Here is a 15,090-nt window from a genome sequence, read left to right as displayed (position 1 = left end):
TTAAAACTCCCTTGTGTGGGTTTCGCTTTCATAATTAGGATCTTCAGTACCAAGCAGTTTGTCCCAGAACGTAAAATACAAACCGTAGTGTACTTTATACTTGCGATGATGTATGGAATGATGCATAGAACCAATAAGCCACCTTCCAATCCAGTAACTTTTAGATAAGGAGGGAAATAACTCAAATCCAAGATGGGTAAACACTGCCCATACTGTCATAGTTATAAGTGCGGCAACTAAGGTGACAAAATGCAGCGGAACTATGAAGCTTACACCTATAAAGAAAAGTGCTTGTATGATCGCTTCCGGTAAGTCGAAGGCAGAGGAACTCCAGGGTGTTGGCTCGCCTGAACGGTGGTGTCCATAATGCATCCATCTAAAAATTAGAGGCTGGTGAAACATCCGATGGATAAAATAAAAGTAAGTATCCTGAAGAACTAGCACTGCAATAAAGCTAACTATTAAATACCAGAGTCCGTATTTCCAGATGTCAGCGTATAACAGCGTAGCTCCCAAATTATACTCTGAGATCATAAATGCTCCAGAAATAGCAAAAACTACTGTGGAGATTACTGATAATTCAATATCCTTTTTAATGGAACAATTCATCAACGGTTTCAAACGCAAACTCTTGTTGGCAAGAGACTTCCCTAAAACTAAATAAAAGAGCAAGTATGCTCCACCAGCAATCAGAAAGTATCGGGCAAGAGTGATACCGAAGAACAAAAAGCAATAATACCAAAATGAGTGGTTCGTCAATTAGACCCATCCGTAATATTAATTCGGTGAAATGAAAATGCTGATTATGTCCAATTGTTTTGGTCTTCATTACCAAAAATAAGCAAATTACGATTTAATTTGTTAATCGACAAAATCCACTGCTTATTTTACAACATCAAGTAGTTCAGTAAACATATATTAAATTTTATTAATAAAAACTAAACTAATTTTAGTGCATATATAAATATAAGTTATTACTATTCATAAAAAAAGGTTCTTGGTCAACTTAAATTGTGGTAAATAGCTAATTTTGCAACTAAGTTACAATTTATTTAAGCCGTTCGTTTATATTATGTATTTCAAGAACAATTGAATTGATTTTTACCTATTGTGTTCTTTAACAATTTCCAAGATTTCCCAGAACTGACGCGGATCTTCAAGATACCCCCAAGGTATGCACATCTTTGGCTGCAAGCGATCGCAAATCTGTATTTAAACTGGTACAGCTAGCTAGTACGCCTCTAGAGCCAATTTATATATTGCAAAGATTTTTGGAAATGGTGCTATGTATGTTGAGGTAAGAGCAGTGTCCTTCTCTTGCCTTGCTCGTTTGTGCAACTTACCGTAGGAAAGGACTGATAAAACTCTCAATACGCTACAACAGAAAAAACCCTCTGCTAAATCTGTGAAAAAACGAGTAACGCTTACCTTCCCGAAACGCGCCGTGCAAATGCCAGTTACTTACGTACTGGCCAAAGAGTTCAACGTCGCCGCCAATATTATCCGCGCCCAAGTTGCCCCAAATCAAATTGGCAAACTGGTAGTAGAATTATCGGGAGACATCGATCAATTAGATGCAGCGATCGAATGGATGCGATCGCGTAATGTTAATGTTTCTTCTACATTAGGCGAAATTGCGATCGATGAGGATGTGTGTGTCCACTGTGGTTTGTGTACTGGGGTTTGTCCTACCGAAGCTCTCACCCTCCAGCCAGAGACATACAAGTTGACATTCACGCGATCGCGCTGTATTGTCTGCGAACAGTGTATTCCCACCTGTCCCGTACAAGCAATCTCTACTAACATTTAAAATTACTGTATACACCACGGAGGATTGCCCATCCAACTTTCTCAGCAATCCAAAATCTAAAATTGAAGTTAGCCCAACTTAAACACATCCGCGATTACACCACTATCACCCACCAGCCTACTTTTTGCTGGAGAGTCATAAACTACCAATAGCGAAGGTATACCAGCTACATCCTGAAACATCGTCATTCCCTCAGCGTGTTCTTCTCGATTTCCATAAGGAATATCTTGCACAAAATCGGGATTGCTAAATATATTTTCTTGCAAATTCACACCATTTAACCAGCGATAAACTTGCACGGGCCCATCTAAATCCATCGTTGGGCCGGCTAAAATCAACAAATCTTTATCATCTACATACAAATCCCGAATTCCCAAACCATTCAACCAGATAAAATGCTTTTTATATAACTCCTTCAATTCCCCAATTTGCTTTAGTTTCATCAGTCTAGGAGTAGAATCTTCTAACTCTATTTCCAGCATTACAGCCCAACCCCGCAATACAGGGCCCCGCAAACCCAGAAAGACACGGTTTTGATAAATGCCTATTCCTTCAATATCAAAGCCATTATCCTTTCCGGGAATTCCTGCTTTAATAAACAAGCCTAAATGGGCATCATCTGCTAAAGCTGTCATTAGCAAATTACCCTGATTCGTCATCTCTAATTTACCGGCATTCAGTTGCACATCTGGCTTTTCTGGGTGTGGGCAAGATGAGCATAGCTTACCGTCTATCAAAGGAATTCGTCCTAAAATATAACGGTTAGGTTCTAATTCAATTTTTGCTAGCCTTTTAAAGTTTTTGGCATCTGTATTTTCAGGTTTGGATTTTTTGCGTTTGTAGCTGTGAGAACCAACAAACCATAAGTAATTATCAGCGTAAGCCAGTCCTTCTATATCAATTTCTTCCTCTTCTGGTGCAGGTAAATTGATAAATTCTGCTACATGAAATTGTTGGTGTTCTGTAAATTTATCAGTATCAATCAAAGATAAACGCTCAATAGTTGAGGTTTCATCTGACCCCAACCATAAATACTTCTGATGTGTTAACAGTACTGCTGATAAGTCTTCTCTATGTTCTTGAAAAGAATCTACAAAAGTCAATAAAACTTGATTTAACAAATGTAAGTTTGGCATTTTAAATTATATTGATAGTTATAAATATACTAGTCATGGTATTATAATATATGATTCAATTATCCTAAACATTTATCTCAAAACTATAGTTCATATTAACTTGAGGGGATGAACTACTATTTAAACCTTTGAGAGACATTGCATATTTATAGAAGAGGATGCACCTATCAATAGTCATAAGCATACGTAACAATCCTCATAGTTAAAAAATATCAAAAGTAGATGAAAAATTTTAAATAATATTGTTATTATGCAATAACCTCATGAGGGAATCATTCAGACAAATTATGAAATTAGCTACACAACCTACAGTAAAAACTCTTGGTGACTACGCCTACCAAGCGATTGAAAAACACTTTAAGAAAACCTTGAAGTGGGAAAAATCAGTAAAGAAAGATGAAGATCCAGAAGCGCTACACCAAATGCGAGTGGGAATGCGCCGCCTACGGACAGCGGTAACTCGGTTTGGGCTAGCGGTGGATGTATCGAAACCAGTCAGCGATAAAAATATTGGTAAAATAGCTCGTCGTCTTGGTAATCTGCGAGATTTAGACGTACTCAAAGAAAGTTTGGAAAACAATTACAAACCAAACTTACCCCGTAAAGAGCAGGAGTCTCTACAAACAGCTTTTACAGCTTTAGCAAAACAACGTGAAGATGTACAATCGAGTGTGCAGAAAACATTAAACGATGAATCTTACAAGTCTTTAAAAGATGCATTAGATAAGTGGTTAGAGAAACCCAGTTATCAACCTTTGGCAGCTGTTTCGATTCAGCAAGTGCTACCAGACTTACTTTTACCAGAAGTGAGTAACTTCTTACTGCATCCAGGTTGGCTAGTTGGTACTGAATTTGTAGAATCAGAAGTGAAAATCCAGAAAAACTGGAAACCAAAAAAGATAGAAAAACAATTGACAACAGAAGGTGAAAATCTTCATAGTTTGCGAAAAGAAGCTAAACGTATACGCTATCAAATGGAGTTATTTACTGACTTATATGGCGAATCTTACGAAGCTTATATTACAGAAGTGAAAAATATCCAAGAAATTTTGGGTACGATGCAAGATAGTGCTGTTTTAACTGATTGGCTTGCAGATGTATACAAGTCAGAAATTCAGACTGAGTTGCCCACCCTTGCTAATTTATTAACTGAAAATCGTTACCAGTCGTGGCAGCAGTGGCAACCTTTGCAAGAACGGTATCTGAAAACTGAAACCAGACATAGTTTTCATTTAACAATACTGCACCCACTTTCAGGAGTAATCAGTTAAAAGTTATTCTTTGTTGGGCAAGGATTGGACTAACGAACAAACAATTGAATAGAAGCTTCTAGAGACAAAAGAGAAACACTGCTTTGGAGAATTTGTACAATACAGTTTTCTTCGGCTAAATCAAACCTGAAATTAGTCTAATAGTGCTTTCTAGCATTGCTCCCTGCTCAATTTGTCCAGGGAGTGCCATGCCTGAAAAAGTTCCAGGTGCTTCTAACAATCCTGCCCTAACACAGCCATTCTCAATGGCTCTATTACTAGTTTGTATATAGTTAAATTAAAGAGCATTTTCAGTTTTACCCGGAAACGAGATTTAACGAGATTTTAAAACGGTCTAGGGATAAAAAAGACGGGTTGCAGCCCGTCTAAATAGCTTGAAAGTGCAAATACACCTTGTATAGTATTGAAAATAACACAGTTAATTTTCTTAGAGTTGCCAATTTGCCAAGTCATAAAAAGAACAAATATAGAACTGCTACTTATTTATAACCCAATACAGTTCAGTTAAGCCTAAAACTCAACTTCTACGTAGGTTGGGTTGAGAAACCCAACATTTCCTGAGCTTTGTTGGGTTGCGCTTTGCTTAACCCAACCTACAATTTTCTAAGTGTGGTTGAATAATCAAAAGTTATACCCATACGTCAAAAACCATAGCATCTCTCGTTATCATATCCAGAGAAATGAGAGTAAGGTTAAGGCATGATGTACATTCCAAACGCTTTTCAAGAAAATGACATTGAGAAACTTGTCGCCTTCATGCGTGCGAACAGTTTTGCCACACTGGTATCTATTCTCAATGATGTTCCTGTTGCCTCACATATTCCGCTGGTTGTTACAGTGCAAAATAATGTAGTTAAGCTATTGGGTCATCTTGCCAAACCAAATCCTCAATGGCAGGTCTTTGGCGTAGGCGAGGCACTTGCCGTCTTTACGGGACCTCATGCTTATATCTCACCATCTTTGTATGAGAAGCAGGAGAGTGTACCGACGTGGAACTACATTGCTGTACACGCATCTGGTGTGCCCCAAGTTATTACCTTTGGTGATTCGCCGGATTTGATGGATAAGATGATTGAGGATATGATTGACACTTATGGCTCTGAGTATAAATCTCAATGGCATAGCTTATCCGATAACTTTCGTGAAGGAATGATGAACGGCATTATTGGTTTTGAGATGACGATCACGCGACTGGAAGGGAAATATAAACTTAGCCAAAATCGCAGTCATTTTGACCAGAGTAATGTTGCAGATGCGTTGCTACAAAGTACAGAACCAACTGTTCATGCCATTGGTGCTGCCATAAAACAGAATCTTGAAACCAGTGAACAATTGCCAGAGTGAAAACCCGCAGTTTCTAGTCGTGGAGAGAGATCAAGCGAACCTAGAGTATTGTCAAACAAGCTTTGGGTATTATACATAATTATATACTCCGCAAACAAATAGTTTGTAATACTTAATATTCGATAAACTAATAATTAGTATTTCATGAGATTGTGATTGCCAGCACATCTTTTTTTGTAGCGATCGTGTAGGCTCATATCTGCTGGGTAAAATTACTAGATAAATTTATGGTAATTCGAGCACCAAGCAGCAGAATTAGAGATTCTGCTGTGCTATTAAACTTGCTTAGAATTCGGTTATTTGATTTTTTAGCAATTATCTAGGCAACTGAACGGTAAGCTCAGTTGCTAGAGAGCATTCCATAATTACATTTAGTACTGACGTAGCCATACCAATGGCACGAATAAAAGTGCTAACCTTTGAGATTACTGCTTTTGGGGTGTAGGGAATATAAGAAGAGTAGAGCTAGGTTTCACACTCTAAAATGCAAAGTCTTTTAGCACTACCCCCTACACCCTGACAAAAGCGAGGTTTCACTTTTTCTTCGTGCTATTCAGCTATATACAAGTCAGCGATACCAACCATAGAGCTACTGCTAAGACAATTTTAAGAAAAGAAAAAAGCATGAGTACAACACGCAAAATTCGTTTAGGTGCATTCATTCAAGCTACCGGACACCATGTCTCTGCTTGGCAACACCCCGATTCACAAGCAGATGCTGGACTGAATTTCGAGCATTACAAAGAAATTACCCAAACTGCCGAACGCGGTTTATTCGATGCAGTTTTTTTAGCAGACAGTCCAGGAGTCTGGGGTGGCGCTCCAGAAACTCAGCATCGCAATGGTAAAATTGCCCATTTTGAGCCTGTCACCCTCTTCTCGGCCTTGTCTTCTGTAACTCAAAACATCGGCTTCATTTCCACCGCCTCGACCACTTATGAAGAACCCTACACCCTGGCGCGGAAGTTTGCCTCTCTGGACTACTTGAGTAAGGGCCGGGCCGGGTGGAATGTAGTCACTACAGGCAATGAGAATGCTGCACGTAATTTCGGCCTTGAGCATCACCCGGAACATAGCCAGCGTTATGAACGAGCTGAAGAGTTTGTGGAAGTGGTGAAAGGTCTATGGGATAGCTGGGAAGACGATGCTTTCATCCGTGACAAAGAGTCTGGTATTTATTTTGATCCAGACAAACTGCATACATTGAACCACAAGGGCAAATATTTCTCTGTAAAAGGCCCTTTAAACGTTGGTCGTCCGCCCCAAGGCTACCCGGTGATTGTTCAGGCTGGAGCCTCCGAATCGGGACGGGACTTAGCCGCACGCACTGCTGAGGTAATTTTCACTGCTAATCAAACCTTAGCTGATGCTCAGGAATTTTATGCTGATATCAAATGTAGGGTAGCACAATATGGGCGATCGCCAGACGATCTAAAAATCATGCCTGGTGCTTTCCCAATCATTGGCCGTACCGAATCAGAAGCTCAAGAAAAGTACGAATTTCTGCAATCGTTAATCCATCCCGATGTCGCCTGGGGAATTTTAAAGAACTATTACAAAGGTGTGGATTTGTCGAAATATTCTTTAGATGATGCAGCTCCGGAACTACCCAGCGACACCAACACTAACAAAAGTCGTCTCAAACTAGTCAGAGATTTGGCTACTCGTGGTACTCTCACACTGCGTCAATTGTATCTCTCTCTTGCTACTGCACGAGGTCATCGCACCATACTCGGTACTCCTGAAACCATTGCCGACCAGTTAGAAGAATGGTTCAACAACGCTGCAGCAGATGGCTTTAATATCATGCCACCAATCCTTCCCACAGGATTAGATGAGTTCGTTAACCTAGTCGTTCCCGTCCTCCAAAAACGCGGACTGTTCCGTACTGAATACGAAGGCAGTACCTTGCGTGAAAACCTGGGATTGCGTCGTCCGGCCAATCGTTTTGCCGTTAAACAATTAGATGAAAGATTGGTGTTGGCGTAAATGACTTTTTATATCTGCACTGTGCAGTGCTGTAGCGTAAATGAATTTTTTACGGATGCTTAAGCCATACCTTTTAAATTGCACCTTCTGTAGATCGCCGCCCTACAGAATTTGAAAATTGTCGAGAGACGCGATAAATCGCCGTCTCTACGGGAAAATTTGTCAATAGTAGCATTAGATGCTAGGAAAAACCTGTAATTTTTTGTGCCGTAGGCAAGGAAAAAAACATGACTGAATATAGCCGATTAAAGACCTCACGCTCCGCCGCAATCAGAGCAACCTTTGATTATCCAGTAATCGATACCGACGTTCATACTAATGATTTCACCCCAGCTTTTGAGGATTACATCGCTAAGTACGGCGGTGTGAAACTCGTAGATGAGTTACGTAAGACGGAAGCCTCCCGTCTTAACTCCAAGAGCAACGGTAAAGACTGGTATCAACAAACCCCTGAAGAACGTCAATACAACCGGACAATCCGATCGCCTTGGTGGGCTAGAGTTACCAAAAACACATTGGATCTCGCTACTTATACCCTCCCCGGACTCCTCTATGAGCGTCAGGCAGAGCAAGGGTCAGACTATTCAGTGTTGTTTCCGAACAATGTTTTAGCACCGGCTGGAGCGAGTGCAGAGAATCGTCAAGCATTGCAACGTGCGGTTAATCACTATCATGCTGATATTTACCGGAAATATAGCGATCGCTTGACACCGGTAGCTGGTATCCCATTAACTACTCCCCAAGAAGGGATTGAGGAGCTAGAGTTTGCTGTGAAAACACTGGGTTTAAAGGTAATTAATATCACTGGTGGAGTGAAACGCCCAATCAAAGCGATCGCTGATAAATATCCAGCTGATAAATTCCTCGAAATTGCCAAGTACGCTTCTTATATCGACTTCTACGGATTAGATAGTGAATACGACTACGATCCCTTCTGGGCCAAAGTTGTGGAACTGGGAGTACCCGTCACCACCCATTACGGCAGTCAGGGGTGGACTGGTCGTTCCTCCATCAGTAATTACATGAACAACCATATCGGCCACTTCGCCGATGGTTCAGAAGCATTTGCGAAGGCGCTGTTCTTCGGCGGTGTTACCAAGCGTTTTCCGCAGTTGCGTGTAGCAATGCTGGAAGGTGGTGCAGATTGGGGTGCCCGCGTCTACATTCATTTGGTAGATCGGTTCTCCAAGCGCAATGTCAAGGCACTGCAAAACTACAATCCAGCGTTGACAAATGCCGATGAGTTGTTTGAAATATTTGAGCGCTACGGTGCAGAAATTACTCAAGGACATTCCCTCGATAAAGATGAATTGACCAAGACTGTACTGGGAGCTTCATTCAGCCGTTATAGCCGTGCGCCCATTGATAGCGAATTGGATGATTTTGCCGCAGCAGGCATTGAAACCATTGAAGATATCCGCGATCGCTGGGTGAATAGTTTCTTCTTTGGTTCCGAGTCCGACGATCGCACGATCGCTACGGCATTCAATGACAAAGCCAATCCCTTGGGAGTCAAGATCAACGCCATTTATTCCTCAGATGTTGGTCATTGGGATGTGCCAGACTTGACTTCCCCCTTAGCTGAAAGCTGGGATCTCGTGCAAGAAGGCGTTATTTCCGAAGCCGACTTCAAATCTTATGTTTTCGCTAATCCCTACAAGTTTTACACCCAAGCTAACCCCGAATTCTTCAAAGGTACAGCGATCGAATCGAAAGTAGGTAACACTGAATTTAAACAAGTGGACAAGAGTCTAGTGGTGGCATGAAGAGTGCTGAGTAAAGAAGTGAGATTCCCTACTTCTTTACTTAGCATTGCCTGGGCTTGTGCTCTTGAGCAGAGGAGCAGGGGAGAGTTCTTGTACAAGTTTCTTTCCCCTCTGCCCCTTCTCCCCCTGAAGTTTGTGAGAAATGCGTGTCTCACGACACCAACAATGGTTTTTTGCTTTATCTTTTCTCGCCTGTTCTGTCAATGCCAAAATGCCCAAAAACTAACTTGCAATATTCTGTGAGCTAGGCTACCTGCTTGCCTAACATAACAATATATTAATATCTTCTAGAATCATGAACATAATGCTTTTTCTCAAGTCAAAACCGAACTTTTTCACCAAAATTCAGTTGACTTATGTCAGATTCTCGCAAAGAAATCAGAATTTGTTTTATTGGTGAATCCTTTGTCAATGGCACAGGCGATCCAGAGTTTCTGGGTTGGACAGGTAGAGTGTGCCGCAGTGCTGAGTTAAGAGGATACGCTATTACCCATTACAATTTGGGGGTGCGGGCAGAGACGAGTCGGTATCTCAAACAACGTTGGTACTCGGAAGTCTCCTATCGTCTCCCAAAAGAATCTGATGGTCGAGTAGTGTTTTCCTTTGGGGCAAACGATTCAGGATGGGCGGGTAAACAACAAGGAATCGAACTGTCAGAGTCGATCGCAAATGCTCGCAGCATCTTAAGCCAAGCAAAGCAACTGTATCCGATCTTGATGGTTAGTCCGCCACCCTGTGGTGATAATCAAATTCTTGCCAATCTGTCACAGGAATTCGCATTGGTTTGCGATCAACTAGATGTTCCGTATCTTGATGTGTTTTCTAGTTTAATGAAGTCACCTATCTGGCTAGCAGAAGCAAAAGCCAATGACGGCGCTCACCCAAAAGCTGATGGTTATGCAGAATTTGCTGCGATCGTCCAAAACTGGGAAGCTTGGTTAAATTGGTTCACACCTTAAAAATGCCGAAATCGGGCTAATCATGGCTTAGTTAATATGTCCTATAGGTTTTTAGTTCTGCGTTAGGGTTCGCGTAGCGTCTCGTAGAGAAGCGGGGCGGAACGCACGTCGCATTTTATTTAAAAATTTCCACATTTTCTCAATTAACAACATCTTTATGACCTTACCAACTACCAATCTCGGTAAAACTGGATTGACCGTTTCGCGCCTCTGTCTCGGCACCATGACCTTTGGATTGCAAACCGATGAAGAAACTTCCAGGCACATCCTCGACACTGCTGCTGATGGCGGAATTAACTTTTTGGATACAGCCGACGTTTATCCCCTTGGCGGCGGGCTTGCTACTGCTGGACGTACTGAAGAAATCGTTGGGCGCTGGCTGAAAGGCAAACGCGAACATTTTATCTTAGCTACCAAGTGCGTCGGCCGGGTTGGCTCTGCACCTTGGGATCAAGGGGCTTCGCGGAAACATATTTTGGATGCGATCGATGCTTCCCTGCGGCGGCTGGGAACCGATTATATCGACCTGTATCAGTTGCACTCCGACGATGCCTCCACCCCCCTCGATGAAACTCTGGAAGCATTGGATACAGTGGTTCGTGCTGGCAAGGCGCGCTACATCGGGGTTTCCAACTTCTTAGCTTACCGACTCGCCCGCGCCTTGGGTCGTGCCCAGACGCGCAATCTAACCAGGTTCATCTCTGTTCAGCCCCGCTACAACCTATTATTCCGCGAAATTGAGCGAGAACTGTTGCCTCTGGCGAAAGAAGAGGGACTGGGTGTAATTTCCTACAATCCCTTGGCGGGCGGTTTGCTTACCGGCAAACACATTCTTGCTCAAGGCCCCACTTCAGGTACGCGTTTTACGCTAGGTGCTGCCGCAGAACGTTATCAAGATCGTTACTGGCACGATCGCGAATTTAATACTGTCGAAGCTTTACGCACAGTAGCGGATCTCGCCGGATTTTCCCTCACCACCTTGGCGGTAGCTTGGGTTTTATCTAATCCTATTATCACTGCCCCGATTATTGGCGCTAGCCGTCCAGAACAACTCACTGACAACCTCAAGGCACTAGAACTAAAACTTGACGACAGTTTGAAACAAAAGTTAGACGACCTAACCGCCGAATATCGAAAAGGAGATTCCCTGCGTTAGTTTCTATTTATAAAAAATGATTTTCATAATTACGAATTACGTTAGCGCAGCACTAGCGATGTAGGAGCGTCATTACGAATTGGTATTAGACGTTTGCAAACCGGAACTTTCATGACAAAAAAGACCAGACAATCCAAATTTTTTCAACGTGCTGCTGATGCACCAGATTTGCCATCAACTCCATTCAGGTTCATTTGCTATTTCGTTAACCACTTTCGCTGGTGGTATGTGCTAGCAGTTATCTTGGAGATTATACACGCAACCTGTGGCATTATGTTGCCTTATGCCATTGGCGAGATCGTTCGGGGTGTAACCCGATCGACGGGCGACAGCAAGCCCATTTTTGATGCCATGAAGCAACCCCTAATGTTATTCATCGGCTTGAGTGTGGGTGAAGTGATATTCGGGCGATCGGCTGGACTTTTGCATACGATTCTCCATCCAATCCACCGACAGCACATTGTGCGAGCGCTATATGCCTACTTACAGCACCATTCGCATCGCTACTTAAGTAGCAGTTTTTCTGGGGCATTGGCACATCGAATTAGCGAAACTTCTTTAGGTGTTACCCAGACGATGCAAATGATGATTACTGAATTTATGCCAGTAATTGTTGTGTATACCGTTGCCACAACGATACTGTATCGCGCCTATCCTCCGCTAGCTGCACTCGTGGGTATATGGGCAGTTCTCTTTATCAGTATTTCGTTCTGGCTAGCAACTGGCTGCCGATTTTATTCCCGGAAAGCCGCAGCCGCCAGAAGTGAGACAACTGGCATCATCGTAGATGCGGTAACAAATCTCACCAGTAGCCGATTGTTTGCCCGCTTGGGTTTTGAACGACGCTATTTGAATGAGCAATTAGGGCGCGAAATCAAACAGGTAAGAAAATCCAATTGGTATTCGGAGCGAATTCGCTGGTTTCAGTTCATCTCAGCAGCCATTCTGAAAATCAGCACTCTGTATTACTCACTCTCCCTCTGGAGTCAAGGAAAGATCGCTACTGCTGACTTTATTGTAGCAACCAGCCTGTCGCTGTTGATCATTAGTGAAGCCCGCAATTTGAGCCGCCGTTTTCTAGAATTTTTTGAACATGTCGGTAATGTTGCCAATGGTGTCTTTATCATCGTTCAACCGCACGAGTTGGTCGATCGCGATCGCGCGATCGCCCACTCAATCACTCAAGGTAAGATTGAATTTCGGCGGGTGAATTTCAACTACTCGGATGAGAAGAAAGTTTTTACCAACCTTTCTGTTTCCATCCAACCGGGACAGCGTGTCGGACTAGTGGGCTTCTCTGGTTCTGGAAAATCCACCTTTGTCAATCTGATTCTGCGTTTGTTCGACCCCCAATCTGGACAGATTACTATTGATGGGATCGATATTCGAGACATGACTCAGGATGCCCTACACGCTCAAATCAGTTTGATTCCCCAAGATCCGTCTCTGTTTCATCGCACTTTGCTGGAAAATATTCGTTACGGACGCTTGGATGCAACCGATGAGGAAGTAATAGAGGCTTCACGAAAAGCTCATGCTCACAATTTCATCATCCAAAGTCAGGATGGTTACAATTCTCAGGTGGGCGAACGTGGTGTCAAGTTATCTGGAGGGCAGAGACAACGGATTGCGATCGCACGGGTAATCCTCAAAGATGCGCCGATTCTGATTTTAGATGAAGCCACCTCCAGCCTCGATTCAATCACTGAAAAAGCGATCCAGGATACCCTTGACTTAGCAATGAATCAGAAAACGGTGATCGTCGTAGCTCATCGATTATCTACCATCGTCCATCTAGACCGGATTTTGGTGTTCGACAAAGGTCGCATTATTGAAGATGGTTCCCACGCTAAACTGCTGGCACTGGGCGGCGCTTACCACAGGTTATGGAAAATGCAAGCAGGTGGATTTCTGCCGGAAAATCTCGGTGAGGAACGCATACGCGAGGTTCGCACTGGCACAGATAACGTCGAAGAGGGAATAATCGCTTGACATTTGCCGCTATTCTCTACATCCTCAAAATCGGCTTGAATGTCTATTGTTAAGTATACCGATGCAGGTGACGGGGGAACTATTACCGGGAAATAAAATACAGATGCGATCGCACTTCACTTGTAATCAACCACAGGCGATAGCGAAGCGCTGACTTGTCAATTCGCATATCATCAAGGATGCGATCGCAAAAAGCTAAGATAAAAAAGTCAAACCCTAAATTTAATGCCCAATGCCCCAAGCGGCGGGGCGGCTATCCCTCTCCACACATAATGGGATGGAGTTTCCCGCTGCTTTCAATAAACATATATTTGCAATAAAAGAGGTCTAAAAATGAAAAGTGAACAGGAACGCGAACAATTAATTAAAGAAATTAATATCCTGTTAAGTCAAGCTTATGATAGTACTTTAGATGAGATTTACGCACTACTTCAAAAAATCGAAGCAGAAGAAGAGGAAGAAGATTTAAAAGTCTACGACAAAGCAAAACAAGAAGCTAATATTGATAATTCATTGTCATGGGAAGAAGCTAAAAAAGAACTAAAAGCAGGAATCAAAAAGGAAGTTGCGTGAGTTATAAGTGGTGAATGTTGTGGAAGTCGGACATCGTAGAAATATTTATAAAGATGAAAATTGAGAAGCAAGAAAAACTTAGAGCGATCGCACCTCCACAAAACTCAATCGCACCTCCCTATAAACCCAAAACGCGTAGACGCAACGCGGCTTGTCGTTAAACATCGCACCTCCACAAACCCCAAACGCGATTACCCTTGAGCATACAATATAGAAAAGCAAGTTATCTGTAATCTCTATGGAAAAGCTAAATATTAAAGAAGAAGCTCGAAAGCTAATTGATAAACTACCTGCTAACTCAACATGGGATGACCTCATGTATGAGATTGATGTTAGGCAAGTTGTGGAAGCTGGACTTGCTGAGAGTCAAGCTGGTAAAGTAATTTCTGCACAGGAAGTTAGGGCAAAATTTGGACTACCAGAGTGTGTTAAGAAAAATTAAATAGACTCAAACCCTCTTCTCTCTTGCCTCCTGCCTTCTGCCTCCTGCCTCATCCCCAGCTAAATAAGAATCAAGATTGCTAGCAAAATCCTCTGGAGCATTTATCTTGATTTGTTTCAATTTTGACATGAAACTCGGTTTTTTCAGATGTTGTTTAGATTGGGCAAAATCTTGGATTAAAAGATATAGTTCATCTAGATATTCTTCATTAAGGCTATCAATTTCAGCGTGAATTTTGTCTTTTGCAGTTATTTCTGCCTTTCCTGTAAATACCATACTCATTGTAACTTTTAAGATAACGGGAGAGCGATCGCCCTTACCCACAAAACCCAAAATGCGATCGATTACTCCTCACTATTGATTATTGTCTCCTTCAATTCCTCCACTGTTGTCCCTAATATCTTCGCTACTTCCCTCAATAAATTTTCATCCTGGGTAGTTTGATAAAAACGGGCAAGATTACGCAACGAAATACCCAAACCATGCTCGTCATTAAACTCAGTTGTAATTACCAAATCTTGTAGGTAATTGGCTTTTGCTTCCTCTAACTCTCCTAATTCTTCTGCTACTTTCCCAAGCTGATAGTAAATGCTAGCACTGGAATAGCGATCGCCGAATTCGATATATATTTCCAGGGCTTGTTGATAATAAT

At 42.3% G+C, this 15,090-nt stretch carries 14 protein-coding genes and 1 pseudogene; 10 read left to right on the top strand and 5 right to left on the bottom strand.

The annotated features are described in order from the left end of the window. Window positions 1-726 carry a sterol desaturase family protein gene (locus tag ACFE93_RS25395; RefSeq protein WP_375477371.1) on the bottom strand — a complete coding sequence of 242 codons (726 nt, stop codon included), beginning with the start codon at window positions 724-726 and terminating at the stop codon, window positions 1-3. Between the two features lie 679 nt (window positions 727-1,405). Here ACFE93_RS25395 and ACFE93_RS25390 point away from each other — a divergent pair. Continuing rightward, window positions 1,406-1,810, top strand: a complete 405-nt coding sequence (locus ACFE93_RS25390; protein ID WP_094347724.1) for an NIL domain-containing protein — start codon at window positions 1,406-1,408, stop codon at window positions 1,808-1,810. 68 nt (window positions 1,811-1,878) lie between these two features. Here the strand turns inward: ACFE93_RS25390 and ACFE93_RS25385 are convergent, their stop codons facing one another. After that, on the bottom strand, window positions 1,879-2,946 hold the full coding sequence (locus ACFE93_RS25385; protein WP_375477369.1) for a DUF3616 domain-containing protein: 1,068 nt from the start codon (window positions 2,944-2,946) through the stop codon (window positions 1,879-1,881). A gap of 287 nt (window positions 2,947-3,233) precedes the next feature. On the opposite strand from ACFE93_RS25385, the gene ACFE93_RS25380 reads away from it, so the two are divergent. The 7 genes from ACFE93_RS25380 (at window position 3,234) to ACFE93_RS25350 (ending at window position 13,423) form a co-directional block, all read left to right on the top strand. Continuing rightward, window positions 3,234-4,217, top strand: a complete 984-nt coding sequence (locus ACFE93_RS25380; protein WP_375477367.1) for a CHAD domain-containing protein — start codon at window positions 3,234-3,236, stop codon at window positions 4,215-4,217. Window positions 4,218-4,916: 699 nt separating this feature from the next. Next, complete coding sequence (locus tag ACFE93_RS25375; RefSeq protein WP_375477365.1) at window positions 4,917-5,561, top strand: FMN-binding negative transcriptional regulator; 645 nt, start codon at window positions 4,917-4,919, stop codon at window positions 5,559-5,561. A gap of 624 nt (window positions 5,562-6,185) precedes the next feature. Continuing rightward, window positions 6,186-7,550, top strand: coding sequence for an LLM class flavin-dependent oxidoreductase (locus ACFE93_RS25370; RefSeq protein ID WP_375477363.1), 1,365 nt, complete (start codon window positions 6,186-6,188; stop codon window positions 7,548-7,550). Between the two features lie 227 nt (window positions 7,551-7,777). Beyond that, window positions 7,778-9,316 carry an amidohydrolase family protein gene (locus ACFE93_RS25365; RefSeq protein ID WP_375477361.1) on the top strand — a complete coding sequence of 513 codons (1,539 nt, stop codon included), beginning with the start codon at window positions 7,778-7,780 and terminating at the stop codon, window positions 9,314-9,316. A 356-nt stretch (window positions 9,317-9,672) separates the two neighbouring features. Beyond that, window positions 9,673-10,275: a GDSL-type esterase/lipase family protein gene (locus tag ACFE93_RS25360; protein WP_375477359.1), complete on the top strand. Its 603-nt coding sequence runs from the start codon at window positions 9,673-9,675 to the stop codon at window positions 10,273-10,275. A gap of 157 nt (window positions 10,276-10,432) precedes the next feature. Next, window positions 10,433-11,431: an aldo/keto reductase gene (locus ACFE93_RS25355; RefSeq protein ID WP_375477357.1), complete on the top strand. Its 999-nt coding sequence runs from the start codon at window positions 10,433-10,435 to the stop codon at window positions 11,429-11,431. 111 nt (window positions 11,432-11,542) lie between these two features. Continuing rightward, window positions 11,543-13,423: an ABC transporter ATP-binding protein gene (locus ACFE93_RS25350; RefSeq protein WP_375477355.1), complete on the top strand. Its 1,881-nt coding sequence runs from the start codon at window positions 11,543-11,545 to the stop codon at window positions 13,421-13,423. Between the two features lie 82 nt (window positions 13,424-13,505). Here ACFE93_RS25350 and ACFE93_RS25345 read toward each other — a convergent pair whose 3' ends face one another. Further along, window positions 13,506-13,664 carry a hypothetical protein gene (locus ACFE93_RS25345; protein WP_375477353.1) on the bottom strand — a complete coding sequence of 53 codons (159 nt, stop codon included), beginning with the start codon at window positions 13,662-13,664 and terminating at the stop codon, window positions 13,506-13,508. A 92-nt stretch (window positions 13,665-13,756) separates the two neighbouring features. Here ACFE93_RS25345 and ACFE93_RS25340 point away from each other — a divergent pair, with 92 nt between their 5' ends. Beyond that, window positions 13,757-13,996 carry a hypothetical protein gene (locus ACFE93_RS25340; RefSeq protein WP_375477351.1) on the top strand — a complete coding sequence of 80 codons (240 nt, stop codon included), beginning with the start codon at window positions 13,757-13,759 and terminating at the stop codon, window positions 13,994-13,996. 238 nt (window positions 13,997-14,234) lie between these two features. Beyond that, window positions 14,235-14,438, top strand: a complete 204-nt coding sequence (locus tag ACFE93_RS25335; RefSeq protein WP_375477349.1) for a hypothetical protein — start codon at window positions 14,235-14,237, stop codon at window positions 14,436-14,438. 6 nt (window positions 14,439-14,444) lie between these two features. On the opposite strand, the gene ACFE93_RS25330 is transcribed toward ACFE93_RS25335, so the two are convergent. After that, window positions 14,445-14,762 (bottom strand): hypothetical protein, encoded by a 318-nt coding sequence (locus tag ACFE93_RS25330; RefSeq protein ID WP_375477347.1) that lies wholly within the window; start codon window positions 14,760-14,762, stop codon window positions 14,445-14,447. A gap of 20 nt (window positions 14,763-14,782) precedes the next feature. Further along, window positions 14,783-15,090: pseudogene (locus ACFE93_RS25325) on the bottom strand (hypothetical protein); the annotation flags it as partial.

Origin of the sequence: uncultured Nostoc sp. (assembly GCF_964247315.1) — a bacterium.
Classification (GTDB): Bacteria; Cyanobacteriota; Cyanobacteriia; order Cyanobacteriales; family Nostocaceae; genus Nostoc.
This window is presented reverse-complemented; position numbering and strand designations above follow the sequence as displayed.

Bases quoted from the DNA above. Each gene is read 5' to 3' on its own strand.
- ACFE93_RS25385 (WP_375477369.1), bottom strand. From the start codon at position 2,946: ATGCCAAACTTACATTTGTTAAATCAAGTTTTATTGACTTTTGTAGAT.
- ACFE93_RS25380 (WP_375477367.1), top strand. From the start codon at position 3,234: ATGAAATTAGCTACACAACCTACAGTAAAAACTCTTGGTGACTACGCC.
- ACFE93_RS25375 (WP_375477365.1), top strand. From the start codon at position 4,917: ATGATGTACATTCCAAACGCTTTTCAAGAAAATGACATTGAGAAACTT.
- ACFE93_RS25370 (WP_375477363.1), top strand. From the start codon at position 6,186: ATGAGTACAACACGCAAAATTCGTTTAGGTGCATTCATTCAAGCTACC.
- ACFE93_RS25365 (WP_375477361.1), top strand. From the start codon at position 7,778: ATGACTGAATATAGCCGATTAAAGACCTCACGCTCCGCCGCAATCAGA.
- ACFE93_RS25360 (WP_375477359.1), top strand. From the start codon at position 9,673: ATGTCAGATTCTCGCAAAGAAATCAGAATTTGTTTTATTGGTGAATCC.
- ACFE93_RS25355 (WP_375477357.1), top strand. From the start codon at position 10,433: ATGACCTTACCAACTACCAATCTCGGTAAAACTGGATTGACCGTTTCG.
- ACFE93_RS25350 (WP_375477355.1), top strand. From the start codon at position 11,543: ATGACAAAAAAGACCAGACAATCCAAATTTTTTCAACGTGCTGCTGAT.
- ACFE93_RS25340 (WP_375477351.1), top strand. From the start codon at position 13,757: ATGAAAAGTGAACAGGAACGCGAACAATTAATTAAAGAAATTAATATC.
- ACFE93_RS25335 (WP_375477349.1), top strand. From the start codon at position 14,235: ATGGAAAAGCTAAATATTAAAGAAGAAGCTCGAAAGCTAATTGATAAA.